The organism is Spiribacter aquaticus, from assembly GCF_007625215.1.
Classification (GTDB): Bacteria; Pseudomonadota; Gammaproteobacteria; order Nitrococcales; family Nitrococcaceae; genus Spiribacter; species Spiribacter roseus.
Genome location: NZ_VMKP01000001.1, coordinates 605,491 through 620,222 on the forward strand (window position 1 = coordinate 605,491; position 14,732 = coordinate 620,222).

At 66.0% G+C, this 14,732-nt stretch carries 14 protein-coding genes; 7 read left to right on the forward strand and 7 right to left on the reverse strand.

Annotation, left to right across the window (positions count from 1 at the left end; all coding sequences use genetic code 11):
- Positions 1 to 5 precede the first annotated feature (5 nt).
- The 6 genes from FPL11_RS03040 to FPL11_RS03065 form a co-directional block, all read right to left on the reverse strand.
- Positions 6 to 455, reverse strand: a complete 450-nt coding sequence (locus FPL11_RS03040; RefSeq protein WP_144347164.1) for a universal stress protein — start codon at positions 453 to 455, stop codon at positions 6 to 8.
- 9 nt (positions 456 to 464) lie between these two features.
- On the reverse strand, positions 465 to 1,748 hold the full coding sequence (locus FPL11_RS03045) for a TRAP transporter large permease (protein ID WP_144347165.1): 1,284 nt from the start codon (positions 1,746 to 1,748) through the stop codon (positions 465 to 467).
- Positions 1,749 to 1,751: 3 nt separating this feature from the next.
- Positions 1,752 to 2,336 carry a TRAP transporter small permease gene (locus FPL11_RS03050; RefSeq protein ID WP_110882480.1) on the reverse strand — a complete coding sequence of 195 codons (585 nt, stop codon included), beginning with the start codon at positions 2,334 to 2,336 and terminating at the stop codon, positions 1,752 to 1,754.
- A gap of 93 nt (positions 2,337 to 2,429) precedes the next feature.
- Positions 2,430 to 3,446: a TRAP transporter substrate-binding protein gene (locus tag FPL11_RS03055; protein ID WP_144347166.1), complete on the reverse strand. Its 1,017-nt coding sequence runs from the start codon at positions 3,444 to 3,446 to the stop codon at positions 2,430 to 2,432.
- Between the two features lie 160 nt (positions 3,447 to 3,606).
- Positions 3,607 to 4,353 carry a TadE family protein gene (locus tag FPL11_RS03060; RefSeq protein WP_144347167.1) on the reverse strand — a complete coding sequence of 249 codons (747 nt, stop codon included), beginning with the start codon at positions 4,351 to 4,353 and terminating at the stop codon, positions 3,607 to 3,609.
- 30 nt (positions 4,354 to 4,383) lie between these two features.
- On the reverse strand, positions 4,384 to 4,860 hold the full coding sequence (locus FPL11_RS03065; RefSeq protein ID WP_144347168.1) for a pilin: 477 nt from the start codon (positions 4,858 to 4,860) through the stop codon (positions 4,384 to 4,386).
- 214 nt (positions 4,861 to 5,074) lie between these two features.
- Between FPL11_RS03065 and sucC the strand changes: the two genes are divergently transcribed.
- Genes sucC through FPL11_RS03085 form a run of 4 tightly spaced genes read left to right on the forward strand, consistent with a single transcriptional unit; the run spans position 5,075 to position 9,168 of the window.
- Positions 5,075 to 6,244, forward strand: a complete 1,170-nt coding sequence (gene sucC / locus FPL11_RS03070) for an ADP-forming succinate--CoA ligase subunit beta (RefSeq protein WP_110882484.1) — start codon at positions 5,075 to 5,077, stop codon at positions 6,242 to 6,244.
- A 33-nt stretch (positions 6,245 to 6,277) separates the two neighbouring features.
- Complete coding sequence (gene sucD, locus FPL11_RS03075; RefSeq protein ID WP_144347169.1) at positions 6,278 to 7,150, forward strand: succinate--CoA ligase subunit alpha; 873 nt, start codon at positions 6,278 to 6,280, stop codon at positions 7,148 to 7,150.
- Positions 7,147 to 8,793 (forward strand): NAD+ synthase, encoded by a 1,647-nt coding sequence (locus FPL11_RS03080; protein WP_144347170.1) that lies wholly within the window; start codon positions 7,147 to 7,149, stop codon positions 8,791 to 8,793. Before sucD ends, FPL11_RS03080 begins: the two co-directional genes overlap by 4 nt.
- A 36-nt stretch (positions 8,794 to 8,829) precedes the next feature.
- Positions 8,830 to 9,168 (forward strand): P-II family nitrogen regulator, encoded by a 339-nt coding sequence (locus tag FPL11_RS03085; RefSeq protein WP_110882487.1) that lies wholly within the window; start codon positions 8,830 to 8,832, stop codon positions 9,166 to 9,168.
- A 32-nt stretch (positions 9,169 to 9,200) separates the two neighbouring features.
- Here the strand turns inward: FPL11_RS03085 and FPL11_RS03090 are convergent, their stop codons facing one another.
- Entirely contained in the window at positions 9,201 to 10,064 is an 864-nt protein-coding gene (locus FPL11_RS03090; protein ID WP_144347171.1) for an outer membrane protein assembly factor BamD, read from the reverse strand.
- A 64-nt stretch (positions 10,065 to 10,128) separates the two neighbouring features.
- On the opposite strand from FPL11_RS03090, the gene FPL11_RS03095 reads away from it, so the two are divergent.
- The 3 genes from FPL11_RS03095 to clpB are packed head-to-tail and all read left to right on the forward strand — an operon-like array spanning position 10,129 to position 14,704.
- The gene (locus FPL11_RS03095) at positions 10,129 to 11,241 is read left to right on the forward strand and encodes an RluA family pseudouridine synthase (protein ID WP_144347172.1); all 1,113 of its coding nucleotides are present in this window, start codon (positions 10,129 to 10,131) and stop codon (positions 11,239 to 11,241) included.
- On the forward strand, positions 11,238 to 12,029 hold the full coding sequence (gene pgeF, locus FPL11_RS03100; protein WP_200833625.1) for a peptidoglycan editing factor PgeF: 792 nt from the start codon (positions 11,238 to 11,240) through the stop codon (positions 12,027 to 12,029). Before FPL11_RS03095 ends, pgeF begins: the two co-directional genes overlap by 4 nt.
- Before the next feature lie 53 nt (positions 12,030 to 12,082).
- Complete coding sequence (gene clpB / locus FPL11_RS03105) at positions 12,083 to 14,704, forward strand: ATP-dependent chaperone ClpB (protein WP_144347173.1); 2,622 nt, start codon at positions 12,083 to 12,085, stop codon at positions 14,702 to 14,704.
- Positions 14,705 to 14,732 lie beyond the last annotated feature (28 nt).

The window sequence follows — 14,732 nt, forward strand, 5'->3', positions numbered from 1 at the left end:
GATCGCTAGACGACCATGACCGGGCAGTGCGCCCCGCCTGCCACACGGTGGGCGACGCTGCCCAGCAGCATACTGGTCTCGTCGGTGGTGCCCTGGGCGCCGATCACGATCAGGTCACACTCGCGCTGGCGGGCGAACTGGACGATGGTGCTCGCCGGCCGCCCGCCCTTGACGAACGCCCGCACCCGATCGCGGGGGACGTGGTGGTCGATGATCGACTGCTTGGCCGACATGGCGATGTCGGTGGCGTATTCCTTGAGCGCGTCGTCGGGCATGGTCATGCGCTTTGGCCGGACCATGGACAGCGAGGCCTCGCGCAGGCTGTGGTGCTTGAACACACACAGCACGAACACCTCGGCGTCGGTCAGTCGCTGCAGGCCGATCACCGTATGCAGCGCCGACATCGCGCCGCTCGAACCATCCACGGGCACCAGGATTCGGTTGAATAACGCCATACGCCGCCTCTAGTTGAACATCAGGTCGCGCAGTCCCAGGGCGATCTGCGGGAACATGATCAAAAGGGCCGCCGAGAACACCAGCATCAGGACAAACGGCGGTGTCCCCCGAATGACCTCCATATAGGGTCGCTTGAAGATCGCGATGGCCGTGAAGATATCGCAGCCGAACGGCGGTGTCGCCGATCCGATCGCCACCTGCAGCGTGATCAGGATGCCCACCAGCACCGGGTCGAGCCCGGTGGCCTCGATGGCTGGCATGAAGATCGGGGTCAGCACCAGGATGACCACGATGGGGTCGACGAACATACAGGCGATGAAAAACGCCACGCAGATCGCGATCAGTACGCCCACGGGTCCGGCTTCGTTGATGCCGACGGCGCCGAGCACCGCCTCGGGGATCTGGGCGAACGAGATGATCCAGGAAAATCCGTTGCCCGCGCCCACCAGGATGAACACCACCGCGGTGATCAGGCCCGTGGACTTGGCGATGGCCCAGATCTCGCTGGCCTTGAGCGAGCGGAAGATCACGAACTCAAGGATCAGTGCGTAGAGCACGCAGACCGCGGCGGCCTCGGTGGGGCTGAACACGCCGCCGTAGATGCCGCCGACGATGATCACCGGAAAGCCGAGCGGCCAGAGCGCATGGCGCACCGCTGCCAGGCGCTCGCCCCAGCTGGCCTTGTCCTCGGTGGGGACGTCCTTGATGTGGGCGTAGATGATGCAGTAGATCGAGAACATCGTGAGGATCATCAGCCCCGGGCCGATGCCCGCGATGAACAGCTCGCCGATGGAGGTCTCGGAGATCACGCCGTAGACGATCATGCCGATGCTCGGCGGGATCAGGAACGCGATGTCACTGGCGTTGATGATCAGCGCCAGCGTGAACGGGTCCTTATAGCCGGCCTTGAGCATCCGCGGCCGCAGCGGCGAGCCGATGGCCACCACCGTTGCCTGGGTGGAGCCCGAGACCGCGCCGAACAGCGTGCAGGAGGCGGCGGTGCTGACCGCCAGGCCGCCCTTGATATGGCCGATGAAGCTCATGACCATGTTGATCAGGCGCTCGGCGGAATGCCCCCGGGTCATGATGTCGGCGGCGAGGATGAACATCGGCACCGCGATCAGCGACGCCGGCCGGATCCCCGCGAGCATCTGCTGGATGAGGGTCTCCATCTGCCCGAAGCCGCCGAACATCATGGTGAAGCCGATCACCGCCCCGGCGATCAGCGGCACCATCATGGGGAATCCCAGCAGCAGCAGGATCACCATGGCGCTGAACATGATCGCGCTCATGGCCTAGACCTCGGTCTCGGTGTCGCGGTAGCCGTCGATGACGGCGGTGGACAGGTAGACGTCCTTCTCGCGGATGTTCTTGATGGCGGTGAGCAGGTACTGGATGGCGGTGATCCCCAGCCCCAGCGGCACCCAGACGTAGACCGTCCAGATGGGAAAGCCGAGGGCGGGCAGCACCCGCTCGCTGTCGCGGACATCGATGATGTACCACACCGAGAAGTAGAGCAGGAAGAACATCGTCGCCGAGGTGACCAGGGCGATGATGATCATCGCGACCTTGCGCCCGCCGACGGGGAATGCGTCGTAGATGGCCGACATGCGGATGTGGCGGCCGTGGCGCGCCGCATAGCCGATGCCCGCGAACGTGATCAGGATGATCAGGATCCGGTTGATTTCGCCGGAAAAGGAAATGCTCTGACCCAGCGCGAAGCGCCCCACCACGTTGGCGATGGTGTTGGTGGCCATGAGCAGCACGCCCGAGGCCAGGATGACGGCCTCCAGTCGTGCGAGAAAGGTGTCGAGCAGGCCAAGTGGGCCCGGCAGGTCCGAGCGATAGGCCCGTTCCGCTGCTTCGTCTTCGGCGTTCATGCCCGCTCCGCCTCCTCGATCACTGGTTAATATAGGGGGCGACCCGCCACGCGGGCCGCCCCGGGGCTGACTGGCGATCAGTCAGTCAGAGTCTCAGTTGGACTGGACTTCTTCGAGATCGGCCTTGAACTGCTCGAGCAGCGCTTCGCCATCCTCGCCGGTCATCTCGAGATACGCCTGCTCGACCTGCGGCGCCTGGGCCTTGAAGGCCTCGATCTGCTCGTCGGTGAGACGTGTCACGGTGACCTCGTCGGAGTCCTCGCGGATCTTCTCAAGCGACTCGTCGGCCAGACCCTGGATGTGCTCCATGGTGTGGTCATAAGCCACATTGGCCGCCTCGCGGATCATCTGCTGCTCGCTGTCCGACAGGCCTTCGAAGAAGTCCTGGTTGGCCATCGACGCCGTCACGAACCAGCCGTGGCCGGTGAACGTCAGATTCGGCGAGACTTCGTAGAGGCCACCCGACTCGATCCAGAAGATCGGGTTTTCCTGACCGTCGATCACGCCGGTCTGCAGGCCACCATAGACCTCACCCCAGGGCAGGGGCGTCGGGCTGGCGCCGAAGGCGTCGTAGGTCTCGGAGAGCAGCGGGTTGGTCATGACCCGGATCTTCTTGTTGTTGAGATCCTCCGGGCTGGTGATCGGCTCGTCGGCGGTGACCACCATCTCGCCCTCGGGGTACATCTTCAGCAGCTCGAGGTCATGCTCGGCATAGAGCTCGGGGAACATCTCATTGATGGCCTCGCTCTCGTTGAAGAACTCGAGCACGGTCTGCTCGTCGGTGGGCAGCAGGTAGGGCACGAAGAAAATCTGTGCCGGCGGCAGCCAGGCGCCACTGAAGCCCGGCGACTGGTTGACGAACTCGAGAATGCCGGACTGGGCCTGCTCCATGATGTCGTCGGACTCGCCCAGCTCGCCAAAGCGGTAGATCTCGAGGGTGTGATCGGAGTTGGCCTCGATGTACTCCTTGAAGGCCACGGCGTAGACGTCCTGCACGTCGCCTTCATACTCCTCATGCGCGTAGCGCCAGGTGTCAGCGAAGGCGGCCGTGGACAGGCCGAGGGCGAGCGCACCGGCGGCGGTACGCGTGAAAAGCGCGGATGACTTCATGAATGAGTCTCCTTGTTGCTGTTTCGGGTGACGGCAGAATGCCGCGCACTTGCCGATTACCAGCCGTCACTGATGTGACAGACCCGTTAAAGCTATCCCGCGCTGTTCGCGGGGGTCAAGTCAGTGGCATATGCTTCAAAATGGCGCGAATCATGCACGATCATGGCGCGTTATTACCGTTATCCGGCGCCTGCCGCGGCACCTCCGGCAGTTCGCTGCGACGCGGAAAGCGCCCGCCGCGGTAGGCTCGGGTCTGCATCCGCACCGTGGCCGTGGTCACCAGTGGCAGCCGCCCGGTGGCCAGCATGGCGCGCTCCCGCGCGCCGTACGCCGAAGTCCAGCGCGTGGCGGTGCGCAGGGCCTGGAGAATGAATGCACCGGCATAGGGCACTTCAAGGGCGTAGCCGTAGGTGGCCCGGACCCGTAAAAGGGTAGCGTCCTGGAGGCTGATGCCGCTGCGCCGGCCGATGCCGCTGGGCGCACGATCGAGGTGGCGGAACGGCAGATAGACCTTGCCGTTGGCGTCCCGCTGGCCGTGGTCGGCGAACGCCTCGCGGGTCGGGTTAAGAATGTGCAGCGCGAGGTTGAGCCGGGCATCGGGCATGGCCCGGGTGAAAAAGGCCGTCTCGAACCCAGTGGCCGTGGCGTCTTTGAGGTGCAGTGGGACGATGGCGCGGGCAAAGGCATTGCGCATGGGGCCCGTTTCGGCATTGGCGAGGGCCCCGGTCCGCGCCGCCATGAGGGTGGCGTGATCGACCACGGCCCGGGCCTGATGGATGAGCGCCCACTGGGTGATCGACAGGCCCAGCACGAGTACAACCGGCAGGGCGATCACCGTTTCCAGCATGATGCTGCCGGTGATGCGCCCGCTGCCGCTTGGGGTGGACCGGCCTGCGCGTCGGCGCATGCTCAGGGCCGGGTTATGACGGATGGGTCGCTATTGAGTGGTCGAGGTGGAACGGCAGCTGGCTGGGGCGTATTGAGCGGGGAGGCCGTTGGTATCGGGGATCTCGCAGTTCCAGGCGAGGGCGTTGTTGGATGTGTCCGGTACGAAGTTCAAGAGGGTATCTATCGCAGCAGAGTCCCCGATGTCTCCAAATTCAATCTCTATAGTACCTGCCGTTTCTCCCGGCACCGCCTCTCCGTGAACAGAGAGGCCCTTAATAACTTCCGTTGCATAATCTGTCCCATCTGCTAAACCCGCCTCCGCATTACTGGTCGGCAACTCGCCATTCGCATAGTAGTAATCCGCCACACTCGTCTTGGCGGCGCCGGCGGCGGTGAGGGCCTCGGTGACCTTCGCCCGCACCGTGTAGTCCGAGTAGGCCGGTACGGCCACCGCCGCCAGGATGCCGATGATCGCGACCACGATCATCAGCTCGATCAGGGTGAAGCCCTTCTGTCGCATTCGCATGGGAAACCTCCGTTGTCATGCTCAGGCCAGACTGCGGCCTGCCGGTCCATTCAGCCCCAGGCGCCGCTGCCGATCTGCGCGCCGGGTCACACAACCGACCCGCCCCGCGGGTGCGCCGGATGAGTGGCGGTTATCATGGGGTCGCTGATCTTTTGAATCGGTGCGTTTAATCGTGGAGAATGTCGGCACTTTTATTGGAGGAGGCGGAGCGTCCATGAACCTTCACGAATTTCAGGCGAAGCACATCTTCAGCCAGTTCGGTATTCCCATCCCCCGGGGCTTCGTGGCCCGCTCCGCGGCCGAGGCCCGCTCTGCTGCGCAGGAGCTGGGCGGTTCGGTGCAGGTGGTCAAGGCGCAGGTCCATGCCGGCGGCCGCGGCAAGGCCGGTGGCGTCAAGCTGGCCAAGAGCATTGACGAGGTGGGCGAGTACACCGAGGCCATGCTCGGCACCCGGCTGGTCACCCATCAGACCGATGAGCAGGGCATGCCGATCAACGCGGTGATGGTCGAAGAAGGCCTGGACATCGCCCGCGAGATTTACCTCGGCGCCCTGGTCGACCGGGCCAGCAAGCGGGTCGTGTTCATGGGCTCCGCCGCCGGCGGCATGGACATCGAGGAGGTGGCCGCCACCGAGCCGGAGAAGATCGTGACCGTTCGGGTCAATCCCGTCGCCGGTCTGCAGCCCTATCAGTGCCGCCAGATGGGCTTTGCGCTGGGCCTGACGCCCGCCCAGATCAAGCAGCTGACCCAGATCATGAAGGGCCTGTACCGCTGCTTCGAGGACCGCGACCTCAGCCTCATCGAGATCAACCCGCTGATCGTCACCGCCGACGACTCGCTGCTGGCGCTGGATGCCAAGATCAACGTCGATGACAACGCCATTGAGGTCAACCGCCAGCCCGAGATCGCCGACATGCGCGATCTGAGCCAGGAGGACGAGACCGAGGTGCAGGCCGCCGAGCACGGCCTCAACTACATCACCCTCGACGGCAACATCGGCTGCATGGTCAACGGCGCGGGGCTCGCCATGGCCACCATGGACGTCATCAAGCTGCACGGCGGCGAGCCGGCCAACTTTCTGGACGTGGGCGGCGGCACCAACAAGGAGCGCGTCACCGAGGCGTTCAAGATCATCTCCGCCAGCCCCGATGTGCAGGGCATTCTGGTGAATATCTTCGGGGGTATCGTGCGCTGCGACATGATCGCCGAGGGCGTGATCGCCGCGGTGAAGGAAGTGGGGGTCAACGTCCCGGTGGTGGTGCGGCTCGAGGGCACCAATGTCGAGCAGGGCAAACAGCTGCTCGCTGACAGCGGCCTCGATATCATCCCCGCCGATGACCTGACCGACGGCGCAGACAAGGTGGTCGGCGCGGTCAGCGCCTGATCCCGCAACCCGGACTAACGACGAGGAATACACATGAGCATTCTGGTGGACAAGCACACCAAGGTCATCGTCCAGGGCTTCACCGGGAAGCAGGGCACCTTTCACGCCGAGCAGTGCATTGCCTACGGCACCAACATCGTCGGCGGCACCACGCCGGGCCGCGGCGGCGAGACGCATCTTGACCGGCCGGTGTTCAACACCGTGCGCGATGCGGTGGACTGCACCGGGGCCGACGCCTCGATGATCTATGTGCCGGCCGCGTTCGCCGCCGACGCCATCCTCGAGGCCGCCGAGGCGGGCATCAAGGTCATCGCCTGCATCACCGAGGGCATTCCCGTGCTGGACATGCTCAAGGTGAAAGCGGCGCTGGACTTCTACGACGCCACGCTGATCGGCCCCAACTGCCCCGGCATCATCACCCCGGATCAGTGCAAGATCGGCATCATGCCGGGCCATATCCACAAGGCGGGGTCCATCGGCATCGTCTCGCGCTCGGGCACGCTGACTTACGAGGCGGTCAAGCAGACCACCGACATCGGCATGGGTCAGAGCACCTGTGTGGGCATCGGCGGCGATCCGATCCAGGGCATGAGCTTCATCGATGTGATCTCGCGCTTCGAGGCCGACCGTCACACCAAAGGCATCGTCATGGTGGGCGAGATCGGTGGCACCGCCGAGGAAGAGGCCGCGGAGTACATCCAGGCCAACGTGCGCAAGCCGGTGATCGCCTATATCGCCGGTGTCACGGCGCCGCCCGGCAAGCGCATGGGTCATGCCGGTGCGATCATCAGCGGTGGCAAGGGTACCGCGGCGGATAAGTTCGGCGCCCTCGAGCGCGCCGGCGTGGCCACGGTCCGCTCGCCGGCGGAGATCGGTCAGCGCGTGAGCGACGCCTTTACCGGATGAATCAGCACCTGCGGCTGGTCATGGCCCAGCTCAACCTGCTGGTCGGCGATGTCGCAGGCAACACCGATGCGGTCATCGAGGCCGCCACCCGGGCGCGGGACGACCTGGGTGCGCGGTTGGTGTGCTTTCCGGAGCTGACGCTGACCGGCTATCCGCCGGATGATCTGCTGCTGCGGCCCGACTTCATCGCCGCCGTCGATCACGGCCTGGGCCGCATCGCCGAGGCAGCCCGGGGCATCACCGTGATCGTGGGCGCCCCGCAGCTTGCCGATGGCCATCTCTACAACGCCGCCTGCGTGATCCGCGACGGCGCGGTGCAGGCCTGCTACGCCAAGCAGGAGCTGCCCACCTATGGCGTATTCGACGATCTGCGCTATTTCACGCCGGGGACGTCGCCCTGTGTGATCGACGTCGACGGCTGCCGGGTGGGCGTGACCATCTGTGAGGACGCCTGGCACCGCGGGCCGGTCAACCAGGCGGCGGGGGCCGGCGCGGATGTGGTGGTCAACCTGAACGCCTCACCCTTCGATCACTATAAAAGCGCCGCCCGCGAGTCGGTGCTGCGCGACCGCGTTGCCGAGACCGGTCTGCCCATCCTCTACTGCAACATGGCCGGTGGACAGGACGAGGTCGTCTATGACGGCGGGTCCTGCGCGTTCGATGGCAACGGCGATCTGATGGTGCGCGCGCCGCACTTCGACACGGGCCTGCATCCGGTGGATGTCGAGTGCATCCATGGCCGCTGGACACCGCTGGAGGGGGCCATCGAGCCGTCGCTCTCGCCCGAGGCAGTGGTCTATGAGGCCCTGGTCTGGGGGGTGCGCGACTATGTCGAGAAAAACGGTTTCCCGAGCGTGGTGATCGGTCTGTCCGGCGGCGTCGACTCGGCGCTGGTGACCTGCATCGCCGCTGACGCGCTGGGCCCGGACCGAGTGCACTGCCTGATGATGCCCACCCGCTACACCGCCGATATGAGTCAGACCGATGCCGCCGGGCTGGCCGACGCGCTGGGCGTTCGCTACGACACGCTGGCCATCGAGTCGGTGTTCGATGGCTTCTGCGCCACGCTGGCGCCGGTGTTTGGTGACCGGCCCGTGGATGTCACCGAGGAGAATCTGCAGTCGCGGATCCGCGGGACGATGCTGATGGCGGTGTCCAACAAGCTGGGCGGTCTGGTGCTGGCGCCGGGCAATAAAAGCGAAATGGCGGTGGGCTACTCCACGCTCTATGGCGACATGGTGGGCGGGTTCTCGCCGCTCAAGGACATCTTCAAGACCGAGGTGTACCGCCTGGCCGCCTATCGCAACGCCGACGCCCCGGTCATCCCCGAGCGGATCCTGACCCGCGCACCGAGCGCTGAGCTTGCCCCCGATCAGAAGGACAGCGACAGCCTGCCGGATTACGCCGAGCTCGACACCATCCTGGCCGCCTATGTCGAGGACGATGCCAGCGTCGAGGATCTGGTGGGTCAGGGGCATGACCGCGAGACGGTGGCCAAGGTGGTCAAGCTGCTGCACCGCAACGAGTACAAGCGCCGTCAGGCGGCGCCGGGGGTCAAGGTGACCACCAAGGCATTCGGTCGCGACCGGCGCTATCCGATCACCTCCGGGTTCGGTCGTCAGCCGGGCGGACCGGGCGCCTGATACACTCACGCCTCCAGCCAACAGCGGAGCATTGGAATGAAGAAAATCGAGGCCATCATCAAGCCGTTCAAGCTCGATGACGTGCGCGAGGCCATCGCCGAAGTGGGCATCACCGGCATGACGGTGACCGAGGTGAAGGGGTTTGGCCGGCAGAAGGGCCACACCGAGCTTTATCGCGGGGCGGAGTACGTTGTGGACTTCCTGCCCAAGATGCGCGTCGAAGTGGTGGTGGCCGACGACCAGGTCGAGCGCGTGGTCGAGGCCATCGTGGCGGCGGCCAACACCGGCAAGATCGGCGACGGCAAGGTATTCGTCACGCCGGTGGAGCAGGCCGTGCGGATCCGCACCAGCGATTCCGGCGAACAGGCGCTCTGATCGCGAACGCCGTCCGCGGCGGCTGGACGCCGCTAGAGGCCGCCGCCCATCGGGCCACCCATTCCGCCTGAGCCGCCTGAGGGGCCTTCGGACGTGGGGGCGGGTGGCACTTCCATCGTCTCTTCCTCGTAGAGTGTCGGCGTGTCGGGGATGCGGTCCCCGGCATCGCGGTCGGTCTCGCGCTGGGCCGTGCGCACGCCATCAGCCAGGGCATCCAGACCGAGGCGCTGGTAGGCGGTGCCAAGCAGGTCGGTGGCCGGCTTGACCGCGGCGGTGCCCTCAAAGGCCTCGATCACGGTGATGGCCCGCCGGGCGGCGGCCACCCAGGCATCGCGATCGGCATAAAAGCGCGCCACGCTCAACTGGAACTCCGCGCCTTCGGCGTACAGCACATCCAGTCGTCCGCGCGCCATGTCGGTGTACTCACTGTCGGGATAGTCCTCGACCAGTGTGGTGTAGGCGGCGAAGGCCTGGCGCCGTGGGACCGGGTCGCGCAGGACGTCGTTGATGCCCACCCAGTCCTTGACCGGCCCGCGGTTTTTCTCCTCAAGCGCGAGGCCCTGCATGTACCAGCTGTAGGGCACGGCGCGGTGGCGCGGGTTGATGCGCCGGAAGCGTTCGGCGGCGGCCACGGTGGAGGCCACTTCGCCGGCCTGGAAGTAGGCGTGGATGATGTCGAGCTGGGCCTGGGTGGCGTAGAGCCCGAACGGGTACTGCGCCTGCAGCGACTCGAGCTCGCTGATGGCGGTCTGCCAGTCGTTGCGCCCGGCCGCCTCGCTGGCGGCTTCGTAGAGGGCCGCCGCCTCGGCATTGTCGAGCCGGTTGGAGGTCTGCGTGTTGCCGGCGCAGCCCGCGAGCAGGCCGATAAGCAGTAGAATTGCGAGAAAGCGCGTCATGGCACCTGTGTCCACCGTGTGTCTGATCCACCCAGTCTAGAGAAAACGGGGAGCATCGCCCAGCATGAATGACTCGTCAGTGACCCGGATCGAGCGCGACGCGACGATCCCCGAGGCCGCCGCGGGGCGGCGGCTGGATGCCGTGCTCGCCGAGCTGTTCCCGGAGTTCTCGCGCTCGCGGCTGCAGCGCTGGCTGCGCGATGGGGATCTGACCGTCGATGGCGGATCGCCGCGGGGGCGTGTGGCGGTCAAGGGCGGTGAGCGCATCCGGCTGGCCGCCACCGCCTCGGAGGAGGGGGTGGTCGCGGCCGAGCCCATTCCGCTGTCCATCGTTCATGAGGACACGGCCCTCCTGGTGATCAATAAACCCGCCGGTCTGGTGGTGCACCCCGGCGCGGGCAATGCGGATGGCACGCTGCAGAATGCGCTGCTGCATCATGATGCGCGCCTTGGCGGGCTGCCGCGCGGGGGGATCGTGCATCGGCTCGACCGTGACACCACGGGGTTGATGGTGGTGGCGAAGACCCTCGAGGCGCATACCCATCTGGTTGAGCAGCTCCAGGCCCGCACGGTGGGCCGCGAGTATCTGGCGGTGGTCGGCGGCACCTTTACCGCGGGCGGCAGCGTGGATGCGCCCATTGGCCGGCACCCGCGGGACCGGTTGCGGATGGCGGTGCGCCAGGGCGTGGACAATAACGGCGATCCCATCGGCGCGGGGGTCAAGCCGGCGGTCACCCATTACCGCATCGAGGCGCGTTTCCCGGCCCATACGCTGCTCCGCTGCCGGCTGGAGACGGGGCGGACGCATCAGATCCGTGTGCACATGGCGCATATCCGCCATCCGATTGTCGGTGACGTGCTGTATGGCGGGCGGCTGGCGCTGCCGTCAGGGGCCGAGTCGGCAATCCCGGCCGAGGGAGATAGTGGGGTTGCTTCGGCGCCGAGTGAACACTCGTCATCCACACGCAACGTCCACACGCTGGCCGATGTGCTGCGCCGCTTCCGCCGGCAGGCCCTGCATGCCGAGACCCTCACGCTGGTGCACCCGACAAGTGGTGAGACCCTTTCCTGGTCGGCGCCGCCACCGGACGACTTTGCCGCGCTGCTGGCCGCCCTGCGTGCGCATCAGGCTCAGATGGCGTCGGCCGCTGAGGATGACGGACGGTGGCGGCCATGACCGCCGGGACGGGCCTGTCGATCCTGCGCCCGGATTGGCCAGCGCCGGTGAACGCCGGCTTTACGACCCGGCACGGTGGAGTCAGCGAGCCGCCGTATGACGCCCTCAACCTGGCGATGCACGTGGGCGATGACCCCGCGGCGGTGCGGGAAAATCGTCGGCGTCTGCTTGAGCAGGCCGGCCTGCCCGAGGCGCCGCGATGGCTCTCCCAGGTGCACGGCACCCGTGTGGTGCATGCAAGCGCCGTCGAGCGCGACGTCACTGAGGCCGATGCGGTGTGGACGGATCAGCCCGGGCAGGTCTGTGCGGTACTGGTGGCCGATTGCGTGCCGATCCTGCTGGCCGCGAGGGACGGCACTTGTGTGGCCGCGGTCCATGCGGGCTGGCGTGGTCTGGCAGCAGGGGTGATCCCGCAGACCCTGGCGGCACTGCCCGTCCCGGCGTCTGAGCTCATGGCCTGTATCGGCCCGTGTATCGGGGCGGAGGCCTATGCGGTGGGCGGTGAGGTGATCGAGGCGATGGCAAGCGAAGGGGTGGCTGCCCGATATCGGTCGGCAACCGTCACCGACAACGCGGGACAGGGCCCCCCAGCGGGTGACACCCCCAGCGGGCGCTTTCAACTTGATCTGGCGGCCACCGCCCGCGGGATCCTCGCGGACGGGGGCGTTGGCGCGATCACCGCGGTGGACCGCTGCACCCACACGGCGTCGAGCACCAGTTATTCCTATCGGCGTGAGGGTGCCACGGGCCGTCTTGCCGGGTTCGTGGCGCGACTTGCAAAGGCCTGATGCACACCCCATATCAATAGTCAAAGCGAACGACTACTGAAGGAGTCTGCACCATGCGTACGGACAAACTGACCACGAAATTCCAGATGGCCCTGGCGGATGCGCAATCGCTGGCCGTGGGGCGTGACAACTCGATGATCGAGCCGGAGCATCTGACGCTCGCTATGCTCGATCAGGAGGGCGGCGGCGTGCGTCACCTGCTGCAGCAGGCAGGCGTCAATGTCAATCTGCTGCGCTCGCAGCTCGGCGAAGCCGTTGATCGGCTGCCCACGGTGAGCGGTGATGGCGGTGAGGTGCATGTCAGCAATGACCTCAACCGACTGCTCAATCAGACCGACAAGCGCGCGCAGAAGCGCGGCGACAGCTACATCTCGAGTGAGCTGTTTCTGCTGGCGGCCGTGGATGATGGCAAGACCCGGGTGGGCGAGGCGCTGAAACACGCCGGTGCCAATAAAGAGGCGCTGGAGAAGGCCATCGATACCACCCGCGGCGGCGAGAACGTCGATGATCCCAATGCCGAGGACCAGCGCCAGGCGCTTGAGAAGTACACCATCGACGTCACCGAGCGGGCGGAGCAGGGCAAGCTCGATCCGGTGATCGGCCGTGACGAGGAGATCCGACGCACGATCCAGGTCCTGCAGCGGCGCACCAAGAACAATCCGGTGCTGATCGGCGAGCCGGGCGTGGGCAAGACGGCCATCGTCGAGGGCCTGGCGCTGCGCATCGTCAACCACGAGGTGCCCGAGGCGCTGAAGGAAAAGCGCGTGCTCTCGCTCGACATGGGGGCGATGGTGGCCGGCGCGAAGTACCGGGGCGAGTTTGAGGAGCGCATGAAGGGCGTGCTCAAGGACCTGGCCAAGCAGGAAGGTGAGATCATCCTGTTCATCGATGAGATTCACACCATCGTCGGCGCCGGTAAGGCCGAGGGTTCGATGGACGCGGGCAATATGCTCAAGCCGGCCCTGGCGCGGGGTGAGCTGCACTGCATTGGCGCGACCACGCTGGATGAGTACCGCACCAACATTGAAAAGGATGCCGCGCTGGAGCGGCGCTTCCAGAAAGTGCTGGTGGACGAGCCCTCGGTGGAGGACACCGTGGCGATTCTGCGCGGCCTGAAGGAGCGCTATGAGGTGCACCACGGCGTCGAGATCACCGACCCGGCGATCGTCAGCGCGGCCACGCTCTCGCAGCGCTACATCACCGACCGCAAGCTCCCGGACAAGGCCATCGACCTGATCGATGAGGCGGCGAGCCGCATCCGCATCGAGATCGATTCCAAGCCGGAGGCCATGGATCGACTCGAGCGCCGGCTGATTCAGCTCAAGATCGAGCGCGAGGCCCTCAATAAGGAAGCCGACGAGGCCTCGAAAAAGCGCCTCGCCACCCTTGAGGACGAGATCGCCGAGATTGAGCATGAATACAGCGAAATGGAAGCCGTCTGGAATCGCGAAAAGGCCGCCGTGGAGGGCACCACCGGGCTCAAGGAGGCCCTGGAGCAGGCCCGTCAGGAGCTGGAGACAGCCCGCCGGGCGAGTGACCTGACGCGCATGTCCGAGCTCCAGTACGGCCGGATCCCCGAGCTCGAGCAGCAGCTTGAGGCGGCCACGCAGGCCGAGGATCAACCGGCCATGCAGCTGCTCCGCAACGCGGTCACTGATGAGGAAGTCGCCGAGGTGGTCTCGAAGTGGACCGGCATCCCCGTGGCGAAGATGCTCGAGGGTGAGCGCGACAAGCTGCTGCGCATGGAAGAAGGTCTGGGCGAGCGGGTGATTGGCCAGTCCGAGGCCGTGCAGGCCGTCTCGGATGCCATCCGCCGGTCACGGGCGGGGCTGTCCGATCCGCACCGGCCGAATGGCTCGTTCCTGTTCCTCGGCCCCACGGGCGTCGGCAAGACCGAGCTGTGTAAGGCGCTGGCGAGCTTCCTCTTTGATACCGAGGAGGCGATGGTGCGCATTGACATGTCCGAGTTCATGGAAAAGCACTCCGTGGCACGGCTCATCGGTGCGCCGCCGGGCTACGTCGGCTATGAAGAGGGCGGCCATCTGACCGAGGCCGTGCGCCGCAAGCCCTACTCGGTGCTGCTGCTCGATGAGGTGGAAAAGGCCCACGCGGATGTCTTCAACATCCTGCTGCAGGTGCTCGATGACGGACGGCTCACCGACAGCCACGGCCGCACGGTGGATTTCCGCAATACCGTGATCGTGATGACCTCCAACCTCGGCTCACACCTCATCCAGTCGCATGCCGGCGAGGCGCAGTATGACGAGATGAAGCGCGAGGTGATGGGCGTGGTCGGCCAGCATTTCCCGCCGGAGTTCATCAACCGGGTCGATGACGTGGTGGTGTTCCACCCCCTCGAGCGCGAGCAGATCCGCCGGATCACCGAGATCCAGGTGCGCGACCTCTCCGAGCGGCTGCGCGACCGGGACATGGCGCTGGAGCTCACTGATGCGGCACTGGATGTGATCGGCGAAGCGGGCTTCGACCCGATGTATGGCGCCCGGCCGCTGAAGCGGGTGCTCCAGCAGCGGGTCGAGAATGCTCTGGCGCAGCGGATCCTTGCCGGCGAATTCCAGGCCGGCGATCGCATCCGGGTGGATGCCGAGGCGTCGACGGACGGCGAGGGCAGTGGCGGCTTGACCCTCGAGCGGGTCAGCGAGCCCGTGCCGGCCTAGCCGTTCACCCGGCGGATCATTGCCAGGC